This window comes from Ciceribacter ferrooxidans (assembly GCF_004137355.1).
In the GTDB taxonomy this organism is placed as follows: Bacteria; Pseudomonadota; Alphaproteobacteria; order Rhizobiales; family Rhizobiaceae; genus Allorhizobium; species Allorhizobium ferrooxidans.
Genome location: NZ_SDVB01000170.1, coordinates 431,655 through 449,102, shown reverse-complemented (window position 1 = coordinate 449,102; position 17,448 = coordinate 431,655). Strand labels below are relative to the sequence as shown.

Sequence of the window (17,448 nt, the reverse complement as noted above, 5' to 3'; positions counted from 1 at the left end):
GGCGAATATGGCAAAGCTGAAAGTCGACGGTAAAGAGATCGAAGTTCCGGATCATTTCACGCTGTTGCAGGCGTGCGAGGAAGCCGGTGCCGAAGTCCCGCGCTTTTGTTTTCATGAGCGGCTGTCGGTCGCCGGCAACTGCCGCATGTGTCTCGTGGAAGTGAAGGGCGGCCCGCCGAAGCCGGCGGCCTCCTGCGCCATGGGCGTGCGCGATATCCGCGGCGGTCCGAACGGCGAACTGCCGGAAGTCTTCACCAACACGCCGATGGTCAAGAAGGCCCGCGAAGGCGTGATGGAATTTCTGCTGATCAACCATCCGCTCGATTGCCCGATCTGTGACCAGGGCGGCGAGTGCGACCTGCAGGACCAGGCGATGGCCTTCGGCGTCGACAGCTCGCGCTACACGGAAAACAAGCGCGCGGTCGAGGACAAGTATATCGGTCCGCTCGTCAAGACCGTGATGAACCGCTGCATCCATTGCACGCGCTGCGTCCGCTTCACCACCGAAGTCGCTGGCATCGCCGAGCTCGGCCTGATCGGCCGCGGCGAGGATGCCGAGATCACCACCTATCTCGAGCAGGCGATGACCTCCGAGCTGCAGGGCAACGTCATCGACCTCTGCCCGGTCGGCGCGCTGACCTCGAAGCCGTTTGCGTTTACCGCCCGTCCGTGGGAACTCGGCAAGACCGAATCGATCGACGTCATGGACGCCGTCGGCTCGGCGATCCGCGTCGATACCCGCGGTCGCGAAGTCATGCGGATCATGCCGCGCGTCAACGAGGCGATCAACGAAGAGTGGATTTCCGACAAGAGCCGCTTCATCTGGGACGGCCTGAAGACCCAGCGTCTCGACCGGCCGTATGTCCGCCGTGACGGTCGTCTGCAGCCGGCGAGCTGGAGCGAGGCCTTCGCCGCCGTCAAGGCCGCCGTTGCCGCGACCACCGGCGACAAGATCGGCGCGATTGCCGGCGACCTTGCCTCCGTCGAGGAAATGTACGCGCTGAAGGAACTCGTTTCCGCCCTCGGCTCGGCCAATATCGACTGCCGTCAGGACGGAGCCGCTCTCGATCCGTCACTCGGTCGCTCGACCTATATCTTCAACCCGACGATCGAAGGCATCCAAGCCGCTGACGCGCTGCTCATCGTCGGCGCCAATCCGCGCTTCGAAGCGGCCGTCCTGAACGCCCGCATCCGCAAGCGCTGGCGCCACGGCGGCTTCCCGATCGGTGTGATCGGCGAGGGCGGCGAACTGCGCTACCAGTACGACTACCTCGGCGCTGGCTCCGAGACGCTCGCCGACCTCGTCGCCGGCAAGGGCGCCTTCGTCGACGTGCTGAAGAACGCCAAGGCCCCGATGATCATCGTAGGGCAGGGGGCTCTCGCTGGCGAAGACGGTGCGGCCGTTCTCGCGAACGTCGCCAAGCTCGCAGTCTCCGTCGGAGCCGTCTCGCCCGAGTGGAACGGCCTCGCCGTCCTGCACACCGCAGCCGCCCGCGTCGGCGGCCTCGACCTCGGCTTCGTGCCGGGTGCGAACGGTGTATCGGCTGGCGCGATGCTGGGCTCGATGGACGTGCTCTTCCTGCTCGGCGCGGACGAACTCGATTTCGCCAAGAAGGGTTCGACGTTCACCGTCTATATCGGCAGCCACGGCGATGCCGGTGCGCACAGCGCCGACGTCATCCTGCCGGGTGCCACCTATACGGAAAAGTCCGGCACCTGGATCAACACCGAAGGCCGCGTCCAGATGGGCAACCGCGCCGGCTTCGCGCCGGGCGAGGCCCGCGAGGACTGGGCGATCATCCGCGCGCTTTCCGACGTGCTCGGCAAGAAGCTGCCGTTCGATTCGCTGCAGGCTCTTCGCGCCAAGCTCTATGCCGCTTACCCGCACTTCGCCGAGATCGACGAGATCGCTACCGGTTCGGGTGACGAAATTGCCGCGCTTGCGAAAAAAGCCGGGCAGATGACCAAATCCGGGTTTGCGTCACCGATCAAAGACTTCTATTTGACGAACCCGATCGCGCGTGCTTCGGCCGTGATGGCCGAATGCTCGGCATTGGCCCGCAACAATTTCAAGGCTGCGGCAGAGTAAGGGCAGGGGAACATGGACTCTTTCGTTTCAACCTATGTCTGGCCGGCGGCCATCATGATCGCCCAGTCGCTGCTGCTGCTGGTCGCCCTGCTGCTGTTCATTGCCTATGTCCTGCTTGCCGACCGCAAGATCTGGGCGGCCGTGCAGATGCGCCGCGGTCCGAACGTCGTCGGTCCGTGGGGTCTCTTCCAGTCCTTCGCCGACCTGCTGAAATTCGTCTTCAAGGAGCCGGTCATTCCGGCAGGCTCCAACAAGGGCGTCTTCCTGCTCGCGCCGCTCGTCGCGGTCATGCTGGCACTCGCCACCTGGGCGGTCGTGCCGCTCGCCGACGGCTGGGTGATCGCCAACATCAATGTCGGCATCCTCTACGTCTTCGCGATCTCCTCGCTCGAGGTCTACGGCATCATCATGGGCGGCTGGGCTTCGAACTCGAAGTATCCGTTCCTCGGCGCGCTGCGTTCGGCTGCGCAGATGGTGTCCTACGAAGTCTCGATCGGTTTCGTGATCGTCACCGTCCTGCTCTGCGTCGGTTCGCTCAATCTCTCGGACATCGTCTACGCCCAGAAGGACGGTATTGGCACCATGCTCGGCATGCCGAGCTCCTTCCTCGACTGGCACTGGCTGGCGCTGTTCCCGATGTTCATCGTCTTCTTCATCTCGGCGCTCGCCGAGACGAACCGCCCGCCCTTCGACCTGCCGGAAGCGGAATCGGAACTGGTCGCCGGCTTCATGGTCGAATACGGCTCGACCCCGTACATGATGTTCATGCTCGGCGAATACGCCGCCATCGTCCTGATGTGCGCGCTGACCACCATCCTGTTCCTCGGTGGCTGGCTGCCGCCGGTCGACATCGCCATCCTCAACTGGGTGCCCGGCATCGTCTGGTTCGTGCTCAAGGCGTCGATGGTGTTCTTCATGTTCGCGATGGTGAAGGCCTTCGTGCCGCGCTACCGCTACGACCAACTGATGCGTCTCGGCTGGAAGGTCTTCCTGCCGCTCTCGCTCGCCATGGTCGTCATCGTTGCATTCGTGCTGAAGCTGATGGGATGGGCATGATGATGTCCGTTCCGTCCCTCGGCAGATTTGGAGGTTAAGATGGCTGGTCTCTCCCAGGCTATCAATTCCCTGTTCCTGAAGGAGTTCGTCGGCGCCTTCTTCCTGTCGATGCGCTACTTCTTCGCGCCCAAGGCCACGATCAACTATCCCTTCGAGAAGGGGCCGCTGTCGCCGCGCTTCCGTGGCGAGCATGCGCTGCGCCGCTACCCGAACGGCGAAGAACGCTGCATCGCCTGCAAGCTCTGCGAGGCGATCTGTCCGGCCCAGGCGATCACCATCGAGGCCGGTCCGCGCCGCAACGACGGCACGCGTCGCACGGTCCGCTACGACATCGACATGGTGAAGTGCATCTATTGCGGCTTCTGTCAGGAAGCCTGCCCGGTCGAGGCGATCGTCGAAGGGCCGAATTTCGAATTCGCCACCGAGACGCGCGAAGAACTTTATTTCGACAAGGCGCGGCTTCTCGACAACGGCGATCGCTGGGAACGGGAAATCGCGCGCAACATCGCGCTGGATGCTCCGTACCGCTGATCGGCGGGGACATCGACCGTGGGCGGCGCCGGCAAGCGGGGCCGCCTCGGCACATGAGTTTTGAACAGGGGCGTCCAGCCGGTAGGGGATTACCGGCAGCGTCCCATCGGACGGCGGCGCGGACGCGCGTCCCGGGGAAGATGAAAAGGCACCAACATGGGTCTTCAGGCTCTTTTTTTCTATCTCTTTGCCTTTGTCGCCGTGGCTTCGGCGTTCATGGTGATCTCGGCACGGAACCCGGTCCACTCGGTTCTGTTCCTCATCCTCACCTTCGTTAACGCCGCCGGCCTGTTCCTCCTGACGGGCGCGGAATTCCTGGCGATGATCCTGCTGGTGGTTTATGTCGGCGCCGTGGCGGTGCTCTTCCTCTTCGTCGTCATGATGCTCGACATCGACTTCGCCGAGCTCAGGTCCGGAGCGCTGAAATATGCGCCGATCGCCACGCTCATCGGTGTCGTCGTGGCGGCGGAACTGGTGCTTGTCATCGGCGGCAGCGTGATCTCGCCGGAAGCGATGAACGCGGTGACCATGCCGATCCCCGCACTTGCCGAACGCCAGAACACGGCAGCCCTCGGCGACGTGCTCTATACGAATTACGTCTACTTCTTCCAACTCGCCGGCCTGGTGCTGCTGGTGGCGATGATCGGCGCGATCGTGCTGACGTTGCGTCACCGCACCAACATCAAGCGGCAGGACATTTCCAGACAGGTTGCCCGCACGCCCGCGACCGCCGTCAAGGTGGTCAAGGTCAAGCCGGGGCAGGGCGTCTGAGGCAGCACGAGGTCAAGGAACAGAAAACATGGAAATCGGTCTTTCCCATTACCTGACGGTCAGTGCCATTCTCTTCACCCTCGGCGTGTTCGGCATTTTCCTGAACCGCAAGAACGTCATCGTCATCCTCATGTCGATCGAGCTCATCCTGCTCGCCGTCAACCTGAACATGGTGGCGTTCTCCGCCTTCCTCAACGATATGGTCGGCCAGGTCTTCGCCCTGTTCATCCTGACCGTCGCTGCGGCAGAAGCGGCGATCGGTCTTGCTATTCTCGTTGTCTTCTACCGCAATCGCGGCTCCATCGCCGTCGAAGACATCAATATGATGAAGGGCTGATAAAGCTATGATTTTGTATAAGGCTATCGTCTTTCTTCCGCTGATCGGCGCGCTGATCGCCGGCCTGCTCGGTCGCCAGATCGGCGCCAAGGCTTCCGAATACATCACCAGCGGCCTGATGATCGTCACGGCGGTTCTATCGTGGATCGTCTTCGTCAACGTCGGCTTCGGCGAGGGGCACGAGGTCATCAAGGTCTCGGTGCTGCGCTGGATCCAGTCCGGCGGCATCGACGTCGAATGGTCGCTGCGGATCGACACGCTGACCGCCGTCATGCTGGTCGTCGTCAACAGCGTCTCGACGCTGGTCCACATCTACTCGATCGGCTACATGCACCACGATCCGGACCGGCCGCGCTTCTTCTCCTATCTGTCGCTGTTCACCTTCGCCATGCTGATGCTGGTGACCTCCGACAACCTCTTGCAGATGTTCTTCGGCTGGGAAGGCGTCGGTCTCGCCTCGTACCTGCTCATCGGCTTCTGGTTCAAGAAGCCGTCGGCCTGCGCCGCAGCGATGAAGGCCTTCATCGTCAACCGCGTCGGTGACTTCGGCTTCATCCTCGGCATTGCCGGCATCTTCGTGCTGTTCGGCTCGATCAACTTCGAGACCATCTTCGCCGCTGCGCAGAGCTATCTGCCGGCCGAGGGTGCGGAAGGCGGCGAAGCCGTCATCAACCTCTTCGGCATGAGCCTCGACAAGGCAAATGCGATGACCGCCGTCTGTCTGCTGCTCTTCATGGGCGCGATGGGCAAGTCGGCGCAGTTCCTGCTGCACACCTGGCTGCCGGACGCGATGGAAGGCCCGACCCCGGTTTCGGCGCTCATCCATGCCGCCACCATGGTGACCGCCGGCGTCTTCCTCGTCGCCCGCATGTCGCCGCTCTTCGAACTCTCGCCGGACGCGCTGACCTTCGTCACGCTGATTGGCGCGATCACCGCTTTCTTTGCGGCGACCGTCGGTCTCGTGCAGAACGACATCAAGCGCGTTATCGCCTATTCGACCTGTTCGCAGCTCGGCTACATGTTCGTAGCCCTCGGCGTCGGAGCCTACGGCGCGGCGATCTTCCACCTGTTCACGCACGCCTTCTTCAAGGCACTGCTCTTCCTCGGCGCCGGCTCGGTCATCCATGCCGTCGACGGCGAGCAGGACATGCGCTACATGGGTGGCCTCAGGAAGCACATTCCGCTCACCTTCTGGGCGATGACCATTGGCACGCTGGCGCTGACCGGTGTCGGCATCCCGGGAACGATGTTTGGTTTCGCCGGCTTCTTCTCGAAGGACGTCATCATCGAGTCGGCCTATGCCTCGCATTCGGCGGTCTCCGGCTTCGCCTTCACGCTGCTCGTCATCGCGGCGCTGTTCACCAGCTTCTATTCCTGGCGTCTCGCTTTCCTTACCTTCTTCGGCAAGCCACGGGCGTCTGCCGACGTCATGCATCATGTGCATGAATCGCCGATGGTGATGCTGGCGCCGCTCGCGCTGCTGGCGCTCGGTGCGGTCTTCGCCGGCGTTGCCTTCGAGGGTCATTTCTTCGGCCACGAATACGGCGAGTTCTGGAAGGGCGCGCTCTTCACCCTGCCGGAGAACGAGATCCTCGAACAGTTCCACGGCGTTCCGACCTGGGTGAAGTGGAGCCCCTTCGTCGCCATGCTGACCGGCTTCGTTACCGCCTGGTACATGTACATCAAGTCGCCCTCGACCCCGAAGGTCCTGGCCGAGCAGCACCGCGTGCTCTACCAGTTCCTGCTCAACAAGTGGTACTTCGATGAGCTCTACGATCTGCTCTTCGTCCGCTCGGCCAAGGCCCTCGGCCGCTTCCTGTGGAAGAAGGGTGACGTCGGCGTCATCGACACCTACGGCCCGAACGGCGTCGCCGCGGCCGTCGTCGACGCGACCCAGAAGGTCGTCCGCCTGCAGTCGGGCTACCTCTACCACTATGCCTTCGCGATGCTGATCGGCGTTGCGGCCCTCATTACCTGGATGATGCTCGGGAGTTCCTTCTGATGACCGATTGGCCCATTCTTTCAACGGTCACCTTCCTGCCGCTGGTCGGCGTGGCGCTTCTCCTGCTGACCCGGGAGGATACCGCCCTCGGCCGCCGCAATATCCGCAACGTGGCGCTGCTGACGACGGTCTTCACCTTCGTTGTCTCGCTCTTCATCTGGATCGGCTTCGACAATTCGAACCCCGGCTTCCAGATGGTGGAAAAGCACGCCTGGCTCGGAACCGGCATCTCGTACCACGTCGGTGTCGACGGCATCTCGATGCTGTTCGTCATTCTGACGACGCTGCTCATGCCCTTCTGCATCCTCGCGAGCTGGGTCTCGATCGAGAAGCGCCTTAAGGACTACATGATCGCCTTCCTGCTCCTCGAAACCCTGATGATCGGGGTGTTCGTGGCGCTCGACATCGTGCTGTTCTACGTCTACTTCGAGGCAGGCCTGATCCCGATGTTCATCATCATCGGCGTCTGGGGCGGCAAGGATCGCGTCTACGCATCCTACAAGTTCTTCCTCTATACGCTTGCGGGCTCGGTGCTGATGCTGATCGCCATCATGGCGATGTACTGGGATGCCGGCACGACCGACATCACGCAGCTTCTCGCCCACAAGTTCCCGGCGCAGATGCAGACGTGGCTCTGGCTCGCCTTTTTCGCCTCCTTCGCGGTGAAGATGCCGATGTGGCCGGTCCACACCTGGCTGCCGGATGCGCACGTGCAGGCCCCGACGGCCGGCTCGATGATCCTGGCGGGAATCCTGCTGAAGCTTGGCGGCTACGGTCTTCTGCGCTTCTCGCTGCCGATGTTCCCGCTGGCGTCCGACTATTTCGCGCCGCTCGTCTACACCATGTCGGTGATCGCGATCATCTACACCTCGCTGGTGGCGATGATGCAGGAGGACATGAAGAAGCTGATCGCCTATTCGTCGATCGCGCACATGGGCTATGTCACCATGGGTACGTTTGCCGCCAACATGCAGGGCGTGCAGGGTGCGATCTTCCAGATGCTCAGCCACGGCTTCGTGTCGGCCGCACTCTTCTTCTGCGTCGGCGTGATCTACGATCGCCTGCATACCCGCGACATCGCGGCCTATGGCGGGCTGGTGAACAACATGCCGAAATACGCCGTCGCCTTCATGGTCTTCACCATGGCGAATGTCGGCCTTCCGGGCACCTCCGGCTTCATCGGCGAGTTCCTGACCCTGATCGGCGTCTTCCGCGCCAACACCTGGGTTGCGCTCTTCGCCGCGACCGGCGTCATCCTCTCGGCCGCTTACGCGCTCTGGCTCTATCGCCGGGTCGTGTTCGGCGCACTCGAGAAGGAGAGCCTGAAGGCCATGCTCGACCTCTCGCTCCGCGAGAAGCTCATTCTCTATCCGCTGATTGCGCTCACCATCTTCTTCGGTGTCTACCCGGCTCCGATCTTCGATGCCACGGCCGCCTCGGTCGAGCTTCTGGTGAACAACTACTCGGCAGCATTGCAGGCGGCGCAGGACGTTGCGCTCACGGTGAATTGACGACAGGACCCTTTGGACATGAACGCTGAAACACTCGTTGCAAGCCTGCATCTCGTCACACCGGAACTGATCCTCGCGGTCGGTGCCCTGGTGCTGCTGATGGTTGGCGTATTCTCCGGCGACAAGTCCACGCCGACGGTGACCGGACTTGCCGTGGCGCTGCTGATCGCCTCGGGCCTGTGGATGGTGCTGGTGCCGGCCGAGGGTTCCGCCTTCGGCGGTGCCTATCTCGCCGACGGCTATGCCCGCTTCATGAAGGTTCTCGCGCTGATCGGTTCGGTGACGGCGATGATCATGGCGGTCGGCCACGCCCGCTTCGACCATCTCGACCGTTTCGAATTCCCGGTCCTTCTGGTGCTGGCGACGCTCGGCATCATGCTGATGATCTCGGCGAACGACCTCATCTCGCTCTACCTGTCGCTGGAACTGCAGTCGCTGGCGCTCTACGTCGTCGCGGCGATCAACCGTGACAGCCTGCGTTCCACGGAAGCCGGCCTGAAGTATTTCGTCCTCGGCGCGCTCTCGTCCGGCATGCTGCTCTACGGCATGTCGCTCGTCTATGGTTTCACCGGCAACACCGGCTTCGACGAAATCGCGAAGGTGCTGATGGCTGGCAAGCCGCAGCTCGGCCTGATCTTCGGCCTCGTCTTCATCCTCGCCGGCCTCGCGTTCAAGATTTCCGCCGTTCCGTTCCACATGTGGACGCCGGACGTCTACGAAGGCGCGCCGACGCCGGTCACCGCCTTCCTCGCCGCCGCCCCGAAGATCGGCGCGATGGCGATCTTCGTCCGCCTCGTCATCGGCGCCTTCCAGCCGATCTTCGTCGAATGGCAGCAGGTCGTCGTCTTCATCTCGCTCGCCTCGATGCTGCTCGGTTCGTTCGCCGCGATCGGCCAGCGCAACATCAAGCGACTGATGGCCTATTCCTCTATCGGTCACATGGGCTATGCGCTCGTCGGCCTTGCCGCCGGTTCGAAGACGGGTATCACAGGCGTCATCATCTACCTGACGATCTACCTGATCACCACGCTCGGCACCTTCGCCTGCATCATGGCGATGCGCGTCAAGGAAGGCGGCAATGTCGAGAACGTCGACGATCTCGCCGGCCTTTCCACCACCAAGCCGTTCATGGCCGTGGTGCTGAGTGCGCTGATGTTCTCGCTCGCCGGCATCCCGCCGCTCGCCGGCTTCTTCGCGAAGTACTTCGTCTTCGTTGCCGCGGTCGAGGCGCAGCTCTACGGTCTCGCCATCATCGGCGTGCTCTCCTCGGTGGTCGGTGCCTACTACTATCTGCGCGTCGTGAAGGTCATGTGGTTCGATGATGCGAAGGTCGAGTTCACCCGCATCGCTGGCGAGCTTCGCCTGGTCTTCGGTCTGTCTGGCCTCTTCGTCGTCGGCTATCTGCTGGTCGGCGGTCCGCTCGACGTCATGGCCGAGGCCGCAGCCAAGACCCTCTTCTATTGAGCGGGCGCGGCACGTGCCGCCGGCTGTCGGTCGACGACTTCCGGCACGAGGCGCATCGCGTCCTCGCCTCCACCAACAGTGAATGTCTCGCCCGCGCTCGCGCGGGCGATTCCGGTTTTCTGTGGCTGACGGCCGAAAGCCAGACGGGCGGGCGCGGGCGCCGCGGCCGGACATGGGTCTCCGAACCCGGTAACCTCTACGCCTCGCTGCTTCTCGTCGATGCGGCACCGATGGAGCATATCTCGTCGCTGCCGCTTGCCGTCGCCCTTGCCGTGCATGATGCGATCCGTGCCGTGCTGCCGGCGGATGCGCCGCCGCTCGAAATCAAGTGGCCGAACGACATCCTGATCGGCCGGGCGAAGACCTGCGGTATCCTGCTGGAAGGGGAGGCGCTGCCCGACGGGCGCCATGCGATCGCGATCGGGATCGGCATCAACATCGTCCGGAAACCGGAGGGCACGGCCTATCCCGTCACCTCGCTTGTCGAGCACGGGGTGGCGGTGTCCCCGGAAGAACTCTTCGCGCGATTGTTCTCGTCCATGGCCGAGGTGCTGAACCTCTGGGATGCGGGACGGGGAACGGCGGCGGTCGTCGAACGCTGGCGCCGGCACGCCTGCGGGATCGGCGAAAAAATCACCGTGAACCTGCCGGACCGGTCGATTTCCGGTTACTTTGCAGGAATTGATGATAAAGGCTATCTCCTGCTCGATCGCGGCCCGGAAGGGCAGATGGCGATCACGGCCGGTGACGTGTTCTTTGGTTGAACTGGTACAAGGGAAGAATGGCAAAGCAAGAAGAACTGGTGTTCCTGCCGCTCGGCGGCGTCGGCGAGATCGGCATGAACCTCGCACTATACGGCTATGGAACGCCGTCGAACCGCCAATGGATCATGGTCGACTGCGGGGTGACCTTCCCCGGGCCGGACCTGCCGGGCGTCGACCTCGTGCTTCCTGACATACGCTTCATCGAGGCGCAGAAGCGCAATCTCAAGGCCATCATCATCACCCATGCCCATGAGGACCATTACGGCGGCCTGAACGACGTCTGGCCGGGCCTCAACGTTCCCGTCTATGCCTCGGCCTTCACCGCCGGCATGCTGGAAGCCAAGCGCGACTACGAAGGCGGACGCGCGGACATTCCGGTGACGCCGTTCAAGGCCGGCGACCGCATCAATGTCGGCCCGTTCAGCATCGAGGCGGTCGGCGTCAACCACTCCATTCCCGAACCGATGTCGCTGGTGATCCGCACGCCGCTCGGCAACGTGATCCACACGGGCGACTGGAAGATCGACCATGCGCCGTCGCTCGGGCCGCTGACCGACGAGACGCGTTTCCGCGAGCTCGGTGACGAGGGCGTGCTGGCTCTGATGTGCGACAGCACCAACGCCATGCGTGACGGTGTGTCTCCGTCCGAGCAGCAGGTTTCCGACGGTCTGCGTCAGATCATCGAGACGGCGGAAGGCCGTGTCGCGATCACCACTTTCTCGTCGAATGTCGGGCGCATCCGCTCGATCGCGCAGGCTGCGGAAGCGGCTGGCCGCGAGGTTCTCCTGCTCGGCAGTTCGCTGAAGCGCGTTGTCGCCGTCGCCGCCGATATCGGGCTCATGGAGGGTGTGAAGCCCTTCATTGCCGAAGACGAGTTCGGCTATATTCCGCGTGACAAGGTGGTGGTCATCCTGACCGGCAGTCAGGGCGAGCCGCGGGCGGCGCTTGCAAGGATCGCCCGTGACGAAATGCGCAACGTCGCCTTCGCCGCCGGCGATACGATCGTCTTCTCCTCGCGGACCATCCCGGGCAACGAGAAGGCGATCCAGGACATCAAGAATGGCCTGGTCGACCAGGGCCTCCACATCGTCACCGACAGCGAGGCGCTGGTCCATGTCTCCGGCCATCCGCGGCGTAACGAGCTGCTGCAGATGTACGAGTGGACCCGGCCGCAGATGGTCGTGCCGGTGCATGGCGAGGCCGCGCATCTGACGGCGCAAGCCGAACTCGCGCTGCAGGCCGGCGTCAAGACTGTTCCGAAGGTGCGCAACGGCGACATCCTGCGCCTGGCGCCCGGCCCGGCTGAAGTCGTCGACCAGGCGCCGTTCGGCCGCGTCTACAAGGACGGCAAGCTCGTCGGCGACTTCGAGGAGATGGGGATCGACGAACGCCGCAAGATCTCCTATGTCGGTCATGTGTCCGTCAACGTGCTGCTCGACAGCCGTTACGACTTTCTCGGCGATCCGGACGTCGTCGCCTACGGGTTGCCCGAAGTGGACGAGGAAGGGGAGGACATGGAAGACACCCTCTATGACGCCATCCTCGGCGCGGTCGAGAGCATTCCGCGGGTGCGGCGCAAGGATCTCGATGTCGTGCGCGAGAGCATCCGTCGCGCCGTTCGTGCCGCAGCCAACGAGGCCTGGGGCAAGAAGCCGGTGGTGACCGTTTTCGTGACGAAAGTCTGAGTGACGGACGAGCGGTTGCCGGTATAGGGTCCGCCGCGTTCGCAATCTCTGTTTCGTTCGAAGGGAGTATTCCATGCTTGGACGGGTCAATCATGTCGCCATCGCCGTGCCGGATCTCGAGGCCGCGACGGCGTCCTACCGCGACACGCTGGGCGCCACCGTCTCTGCACCGCAGTCCCTGCCGGAACACGGCGTCACCGTCGTTTTCGTGGAACTGCCGAACACCAAGATCGAGTTGCTCGAGCCGCTTGGCGCCGACTCGCCGATCGCGGCCTTCCTCGCAAAGAACCCCTCCGGCGGCATGCACCACATCTGCTACGAAGTGGACGACATTCTCGCCGCTCGCGACCGGCTGACGGAAAGCGGTGCGCGTGTGCTCGGCAACGGCGAGCCGAAGACCGGCGCACACGGCAAGCCGGTACTCTTTCTTCACCCCAAGGATTTCAACGGGACGCTGATCGAGCTCGAACAGCTCTGAGCTTCCTGCCAACGGACCGTTCCGGCCGCGTGCAGCGATCTCACCGATCATTGGCTCCGGGGTTTGTGCCCGCCGTCCGTTCGGCTATAAGGTGCCGACGCGGCGTGCCGCGGCTCGAAAAAATGACGACGCCCGGGTAGGGTGTCCCGGAGTTCTCGACATGACGTTCGTCTCAGCCTTCGCCGTCTACTTCATCATCTGGTGGATCACGCTGTTCGCCGTTCTGCCGATCGGGATGAGGACGCAGGACGAGGAGAAGGACGTCGTGCCCGGCAGCGTCGGGAGCGCGCCGGCCCGGTTCCGCGGTGCCCGCGTCGTTCTCCTGACGACGATCATCTCTGCCGTCATCTACGGGGGATGGTTCGTCGTCTCGACCTATTTCGGAATCAGCATCGACAGCCTGCCGCAGATCATGCCGCGCTTCGATTGAGGCGTTTGCGGTCTCAAGGTGAACTTGACAGCTCGGGAGGCGCCGCTCGCGCGTCTTCCGACTCGTTATGGGTGTCCAGAAAGCAAAAAAAAACAAGGTCGTGTGACCTTGTTTGAAAGTATCGCGTGATCCTTAACCTGTTACGGGGCAGCGAACGAGCGCGCCAAAGATCTGATCCTCCCAAGATTTAACCGCGAGTACGGCAAGAATTTAAGCTCCTTGCCTGTTTTGTGGGCTCACGCTAGCCCAAAGTTTGAACGTTGTCACGTCCAATTTTTGTATTTTTGCTACAGTCCGCGAAAAAATTCGATGATGCCCAAATGTCGCAGGCCGAGGTGCCGAAATCGGGCTGCCGACGACCGGCGCAGGCCCCGCGGGCGGGCAATGTGAGGGGCGAGGGCGCCGGCCGGCGGGCACGTCGGGCGGCAGGCGGGTTGCGGGTTTTCTTCCCCTGCGGAAACAGCTATGAACGCAGCCACACCAACCGTTGCCACGGCTGATTCCGCGAAAATGCGCGGGCGCCATTACCTGTCTGGAATTCGTTATGCGTCTGTCACGCTACTTCATGCCCATCCTCAAGGAAAATCCCAAGGAAGCGGAGATCGTCTCGCACCGCCTGATGCTGCGCGCCGGTATGGTGCGCCAGCAGAGCCAGGGGATCTATTCCTGGCTGCCGCTGGGCAAGCGCGTGCTCGACAAGGTCAACAAGATCATCCGCGAGGAGCAGAACCGCGCCGGCGCCATCGAGATCCTGATGCCGACGCTGCAGTCGGCGGAGCTCTGGCAGGAGAGCGGTCGTTATGACGACTACGGCAAGGAGATGCTGCGCATCAAGGACCGGCAGGACCGGCCGATGCTTTACGGTCCGACGAACGAGGAGATGGTCACCGACATCTTCCGCTCCTACGTCAAGTCCTACAAGGACCTGCCGCTGAACCTTTATCACATCCAGCTCAAGTTCCGCGACGAGATCCGTCCGCGCTTCGGCACCATGCGCTCGCGCGAATTCATGATGAAGGACGCCTATTCCTTCGACCTCACCATGGAAGCGGCGGTGCATTCCTACAACAAGATGTTTGCGGCCTATCTGCGTACCTTCGACCGGCTCGGGCTCCGCGCGATCCCGATGCGCGCCGATACCGGCCCGATCGGCGGCAATCACAGCCACGAATTCATCATTCTCGCCGAGACCGGCGAGTCGGAAGTCTTCTGCCATAAGGATTTCGTCGACTTCGACATTCCCGGCGTCGACACTGACTTTGACGATGTCCGGGGCCTGCAGGCGATCTTCGACAAGTGGACCTCGCTCTACGCCGCGACCTCCGAGATGCATGACGAGGCGGCCTTCGCCGCCGTTCCGGAAGGCGAGCGCCTTTCGGCCCGCGGCATCGAGGTCGGCCATATTTTCTACTTCGGCACCAAGTATTCCGAGCCGATGGGGGCGAAGGTTCAAGGCCCCGACGGCAAGGAGCACACGGTTCACATGGGATCTTACGGCATCGGCCCGACGCGCCTCGTCCCGGCAATCATCGAAGCCTCGCACGACGACACCGGCATCATCTGGCCGGCCTCGGTCGCGCCCTTCGATGCGGTCGTGATCAACATGAAGGCCGGCGACACGGCCTGCGACGCCACCTGCGACGCGATCTATGCCGCGCTTTCGAACGCCGGCAAGGACGTGCTGCTCGATGACACCGACGACCGCGCCGGCACCAAGTTCGCCACCGCGGACCTCATCGGCGTTCCCGTGCAGGTCATCGCCGGTCCGCGCTCGGTCGCCAACGGCGAGGTCGAGCTCAAGGACCGCAAGACCGGTGCGCGTGAAACGATGACGGTCGAGGCAGCCATCAACAAGCTGGTCGGCTGATTGCCGGTCGAGGAGGCGAGATGACAAGCGCAGTCGAAGGCCGCGAGGCGGACAAGGTCACCCCGAGCCCGTCGGCACGGCCATTCTCGGCCTTCGAACGCATCGTCGCCTGGCGCTACCTGCGCGCCCGGCGGAAGGAAGCCTTCATTTCGGTGATCGCCGGCTTCTCCTTCGTCGGCATCATGCTCGGCGTCGCGACGCTCATCATCGTCATGGCGGTGATGAACGGCTTCCGCACCGAACTCATCTCGCGCATCCTCGGCATCAACGGCCACATGATCGTGCAGCCCGTCGATGGACCGCTCGACAACTATGCGGAGCTTGCCGACAAGTTCTCCGGCATCGCCGGGGTGACGATGGCGCTGCCGCTCGTCGAGGGGCAGACGCTGGCCTCCGGCCGTGGCGGGGCGGGAACCGGTGCGCTGGTGCGCGGCATCCGCGCCGACGACCTCACCAAGCTCAAGACGGTCTCGAACAACATCCGTGCCGGCGACATGGTCGGCTTTGCGGCGGGGCAGGGCGTCCTGATCGGCTCGCGCATGGCGAACGAACTCGGGCTCACCGCCGGCGATACGATCACGCTCGTCTCGCCGGAAGGCGACGTCACGCCGCTCGGCGTCAATCCGCGGGTGAAGTCCTATACCGTCTCCGGCATCTTCGAGATCGGCATGTCGGAATACGACGCCTCGATCATCTATATGCCGCTCGAGGAGGCACAGCTCTATTTCAATGCCGAAGGCATCGTCCAGTCGATCGAGCTCTTCGTCGCCGATCCCGACATGGTCGACGAGCTGCGGCCCAAGGTCGAGGAGGCGGCCGGGCGACAGATCTTCATCACCGACTGGCGCCAGCGCAACCAGACCTTCTTCTCGGCCCTTCAGGTCGAGCGCAACGTCATGTTCATGATCCTGACGCTGATCGTGCTCGTCGCCGCGCTCAACATCATCTCGGGTCTCATCATGCTGGTGAAGGACAAGGGAAGCGACATCGCGATCCTGCGCACCATGGGGGCGACCGCCGGCTCGATCATGCGCATCTTCTTCATGACGGGTGCCGCGATTGGTGTCACCGGCACCTTCGCCGGGGTGGCGCTGGGCGTCGTCGTCTGTCTCAACATCGAATCGATCCGCGGCTTCTTCTCCTGGGTCAGCGGCACGGTGCTCTTCGATCCTGAACTCTACTTCCTGAGCCAGCTTCCGGCCGATATGAACGTCGGCGAGACGATGTCGGTCGTCGTTATGGCCCTGACGCTTTCCTTCCTGGCGACGCTCTTCCCCGCCTGGCGCGCTTCGCGGCTCGACCCCGTGCAAGCCCTCCGATACGAATAAGGATGCCGCTTTCCATGGCCACCGAAAAAGTCCTCGCGCTCACCGGGATCGATCGCAATTACGGGCAGGGCGACACGCTGCTGACGATCCTGAAAGGCGCCGATTTCAGCCTCTCGGCCGGAGAAACCGTGGCACTCGTCGCGCCGTCGGGCACGGGCAAGTCGACGCTTCTGCATGTCGCGGGTCTGCTGGAACATCCGGATGCGGGCGAGGTCGTTGTCGGCGGCGAGGCCTGTTCGGCGCTGTCGGAGGATCGTCGCACGGCGGTGCGGCGGCGCTCGATCGGCTTCGTCTACCAGTTCCACCACCTGCTGCCGGAATTCTCCGCCCTCGAAAACATCATGATGCCGCAGCTCATCGCCGGGCTGTCCATGGCCGAGGCCAAGGAGCGGGCCGCACAGCTTCTCGACTACATGCGGATCGGCCACCGCGCCGACCACCGGCCGGCGGAACTCTCGGGCGGCGAACAGCAGCGGGTGGCGATTGCCCGCGCCGTGGCCAATGCACCGCTCGTGCTGCTCGCTGACGAGCCGACCGGCAACCTCGACCCGGAGACGGCGTCCTACGTCTTCTCCGCCCTGCGCGCGCTGGTCCGCCAGTCGGGGCTCGCGGCGCTGATTGCCACCCACAATCACGAACTGGCCCAGCGCATGGACCGCTGCGTGACCATCGTCGACGGCAAGATCGTCGACTACGTGGTCTGAGAGACGTCGCGGCCCTCGCGACGACCATCGCCGCGGTGCGGGCTTTGGCTGCCGTCAACATTCCAGCTCTTCTGTCTTCGCGGGGCGAGAGCCCTTGCCGGTCGCGCCGTCGACCGCGTTTCCCCTATGTTCCCGCGCATTCGCGTCGTTGATCGAACCATATGACCCTTTTTGGGTTGACAAAGGAACAAATAGAGAACAAACTAAAAACATAAGGAGTAAGGAGTGAGCCATGACTGATGTTTTCCGTGATGTTGCCGCATTCGCCTCGATCCTCATGTTCATCACCGGTCTCTCGGTGGTCGTCTCTGCGATTTGAGGTTCCCGCACCTATCCTGTAGAGAGTGACCCGCGTCCCGCCGACAGGGCTGGACTTCCCCGTCGGGGCGACCGAAAATCGCGCCGATTCATCGGATGCGGGTAATGACGGA

General features: G+C 63.1%; 15 protein-coding genes. All 15 read left to right on the top strand.

The window, feature by feature from the left end:
- Positions 1-7 precede the first annotated feature (7 nt).
- The 15 genes from nuoG (at position 8) to EUU22_RS06535 (ending at position 17,017) form a co-directional block, all read left to right on the top strand.
- Positions 8-2,089, top strand: coding sequence for an NADH-quinone oxidoreductase subunit NuoG (gene nuoG / locus EUU22_RS06605; RefSeq protein ID WP_129331227.1), 2,082 nt, complete (start codon positions 8-10; stop codon positions 2,087-2,089).
- A 12-nt stretch (positions 2,090-2,101) separates the two neighbouring features.
- Positions 2,102-3,145, top strand: coding sequence for an NADH-quinone oxidoreductase subunit NuoH (gene nuoH, locus EUU22_RS06600; protein WP_129331226.1), 1,044 nt, complete (start codon positions 2,102-2,104; stop codon positions 3,143-3,145).
- Positions 3,146-3,184: 39 nt separating this feature from the next.
- Positions 3,185-3,676: an NADH-quinone oxidoreductase subunit NuoI gene (gene nuoI / locus EUU22_RS06595; RefSeq protein ID WP_112687148.1), complete on the top strand. Its 492-nt coding sequence runs from the start codon at positions 3,185-3,187 to the stop codon at positions 3,674-3,676.
- A 156-nt stretch (positions 3,677-3,832) separates the two neighbouring features.
- The gene (locus tag EUU22_RS06590; protein ID WP_129331225.1) at positions 3,833-4,447 is read left to right on the top strand and encodes an NADH-quinone oxidoreductase subunit J; all 615 of its coding nucleotides are present in this window, start codon (positions 3,833-3,835) and stop codon (positions 4,445-4,447) included.
- Positions 4,448-4,475: 28 nt separating this feature from the next.
- A complete protein-coding gene (gene nuoK, locus EUU22_RS06585; protein ID WP_112687152.1) occupies positions 4,476-4,784 on the top strand; it encodes an NADH-quinone oxidoreductase subunit NuoK in 309 nt (102 codons plus the stop codon).
- 7 nt (positions 4,785-4,791) lie between these two features.
- Positions 4,792-6,786 (top strand): NADH-quinone oxidoreductase subunit L, encoded by a 1,995-nt coding sequence (gene nuoL, locus EUU22_RS06580; RefSeq protein WP_205687859.1) that lies wholly within the window; start codon positions 4,792-4,794, stop codon positions 6,784-6,786.
- Positions 6,786-8,297 (top strand): NADH-quinone oxidoreductase subunit M, encoded by a 1,512-nt coding sequence (locus EUU22_RS06575; RefSeq protein WP_129331224.1) that lies wholly within the window; start codon positions 6,786-6,788, stop codon positions 8,295-8,297. The genes nuoL and EUU22_RS06575 overlap by 1 nt, the downstream gene beginning before the upstream one ends.
- 18 nt (positions 8,298-8,315) lie before the next feature.
- Positions 8,316-9,761 carry an NADH-quinone oxidoreductase subunit NuoN gene (gene nuoN / locus EUU22_RS06570; protein ID WP_129331223.1) on the top strand — a complete coding sequence of 482 codons (1,446 nt, stop codon included), beginning with the start codon at positions 8,316-8,318 and terminating at the stop codon, positions 9,759-9,761.
- Positions 9,758-10,525, top strand: coding sequence for a biotin--[acetyl-CoA-carboxylase] ligase (locus EUU22_RS06565; protein WP_245484917.1), 768 nt, complete (start codon positions 9,758-9,760; stop codon positions 10,523-10,525). Before nuoN ends, EUU22_RS06565 begins: the two co-directional genes overlap by 4 nt.
- 17 nt (positions 10,526-10,542) lie before the next feature.
- A complete protein-coding gene (locus EUU22_RS06560; RefSeq protein ID WP_129331222.1) occupies positions 10,543-12,210 on the top strand; it encodes a ribonuclease J in 1,668 nt (555 codons plus the stop codon).
- 73 nt (positions 12,211-12,283) lie between these two features.
- Entirely contained in the window at positions 12,284-12,688 is a 405-nt protein-coding gene (mce, locus tag EUU22_RS06555) for a methylmalonyl-CoA epimerase (protein ID WP_129331221.1), read from the top strand.
- 160 nt (positions 12,689-12,848) lie between these two features.
- Complete coding sequence (locus tag EUU22_RS06550) at positions 12,849-13,118, top strand: DUF1467 family protein (RefSeq protein ID WP_129331220.1); 270 nt, start codon at positions 12,849-12,851, stop codon at positions 13,116-13,118.
- Between the two features lie 544 nt (positions 13,119-13,662).
- Positions 13,663-14,985 carry a proline--tRNA ligase gene (gene proS, locus EUU22_RS06545; protein WP_129331219.1) on the top strand — a complete coding sequence of 441 codons (1,323 nt, stop codon included), beginning with the start codon at positions 13,663-13,665 and terminating at the stop codon, positions 14,983-14,985.
- 20 nt (positions 14,986-15,005) lie between these two features.
- Positions 15,006-16,313 (top strand): lipoprotein-releasing ABC transporter permease subunit, encoded by a 1,308-nt coding sequence (locus tag EUU22_RS06540; RefSeq protein ID WP_129331218.1) that lies wholly within the window; start codon positions 15,006-15,008, stop codon positions 16,311-16,313.
- A 14-nt stretch (positions 16,314-16,327) separates the two neighbouring features.
- Positions 16,328-17,017, top strand: a complete 690-nt coding sequence (locus EUU22_RS06535; protein WP_129331217.1) for an ABC transporter ATP-binding protein — start codon at positions 16,328-16,330, stop codon at positions 17,015-17,017.
- Positions 17,018-17,448 lie beyond the last annotated feature (431 nt).

Bases quoted from the DNA above. Each gene is read 5' to 3' on its own strand.
- nuoI (WP_112687148.1), top strand. From the start codon at position 3,185: ATGGCTGGTCTCTCCCAGGCTATCAATTCCCTGTTCCTGAAGGAGTTC.
- nuoH (WP_129331226.1), top strand. From the start codon at position 2,102: ATGGACTCTTTCGTTTCAACCTATGTCTGGCCGGCGGCCATCATGATC.
- proS (WP_129331219.1), top strand. From the start codon at position 13,663: ATGCGTCTGTCACGCTACTTCATGCCCATCCTCAAGGAAAATCCCAAG.
- nuoL (WP_205687859.1), top strand. From the start codon at position 4,792: ATGATTTTGTATAAGGCTATCGTCTTTCTTCCGCTGATCGGCGCGCTG.
- nuoG (WP_129331227.1), top strand. From the start codon at position 8: ATGGCAAAGCTGAAAGTCGACGGTAAAGAGATCGAAGTTCCGGATCAT.
- EUU22_RS06540 (WP_129331218.1), top strand. From the start codon at position 15,006: ATGACAAGCGCAGTCGAAGGCCGCGAGGCGGACAAGGTCACCCCGAGC.
- mce (WP_129331221.1), top strand. From the start codon at position 12,284: ATGCTTGGACGGGTCAATCATGTCGCCATCGCCGTGCCGGATCTCGAG.
- EUU22_RS06590 (WP_129331225.1), top strand. From the start codon at position 3,833: ATGGGTCTTCAGGCTCTTTTTTTCTATCTCTTTGCCTTTGTCGCCGTG.
- EUU22_RS06560 (WP_129331222.1), top strand. From the start codon at position 10,543: ATGGCAAAGCAAGAAGAACTGGTGTTCCTGCCGCTCGGCGGCGTCGGC.
- nuoK (WP_112687152.1), top strand. From the start codon at position 4,476: ATGGAAATCGGTCTTTCCCATTACCTGACGGTCAGTGCCATTCTCTTC.
- EUU22_RS06535 (WP_129331217.1), top strand. From the start codon at position 16,328: ATGGCCACCGAAAAAGTCCTCGCGCTCACCGGGATCGATCGCAATTAC.
- nuoN (WP_129331223.1), top strand. From the start codon at position 8,316: ATGAACGCTGAAACACTCGTTGCAAGCCTGCATCTCGTCACACCGGAA.
- EUU22_RS06575 (WP_129331224.1), top strand. From the start codon at position 6,786: ATGACCGATTGGCCCATTCTTTCAACGGTCACCTTCCTGCCGCTGGTC.
- EUU22_RS06550 (WP_129331220.1), top strand. From the start codon at position 12,849: ATGACGTTCGTCTCAGCCTTCGCCGTCTACTTCATCATCTGGTGGATC.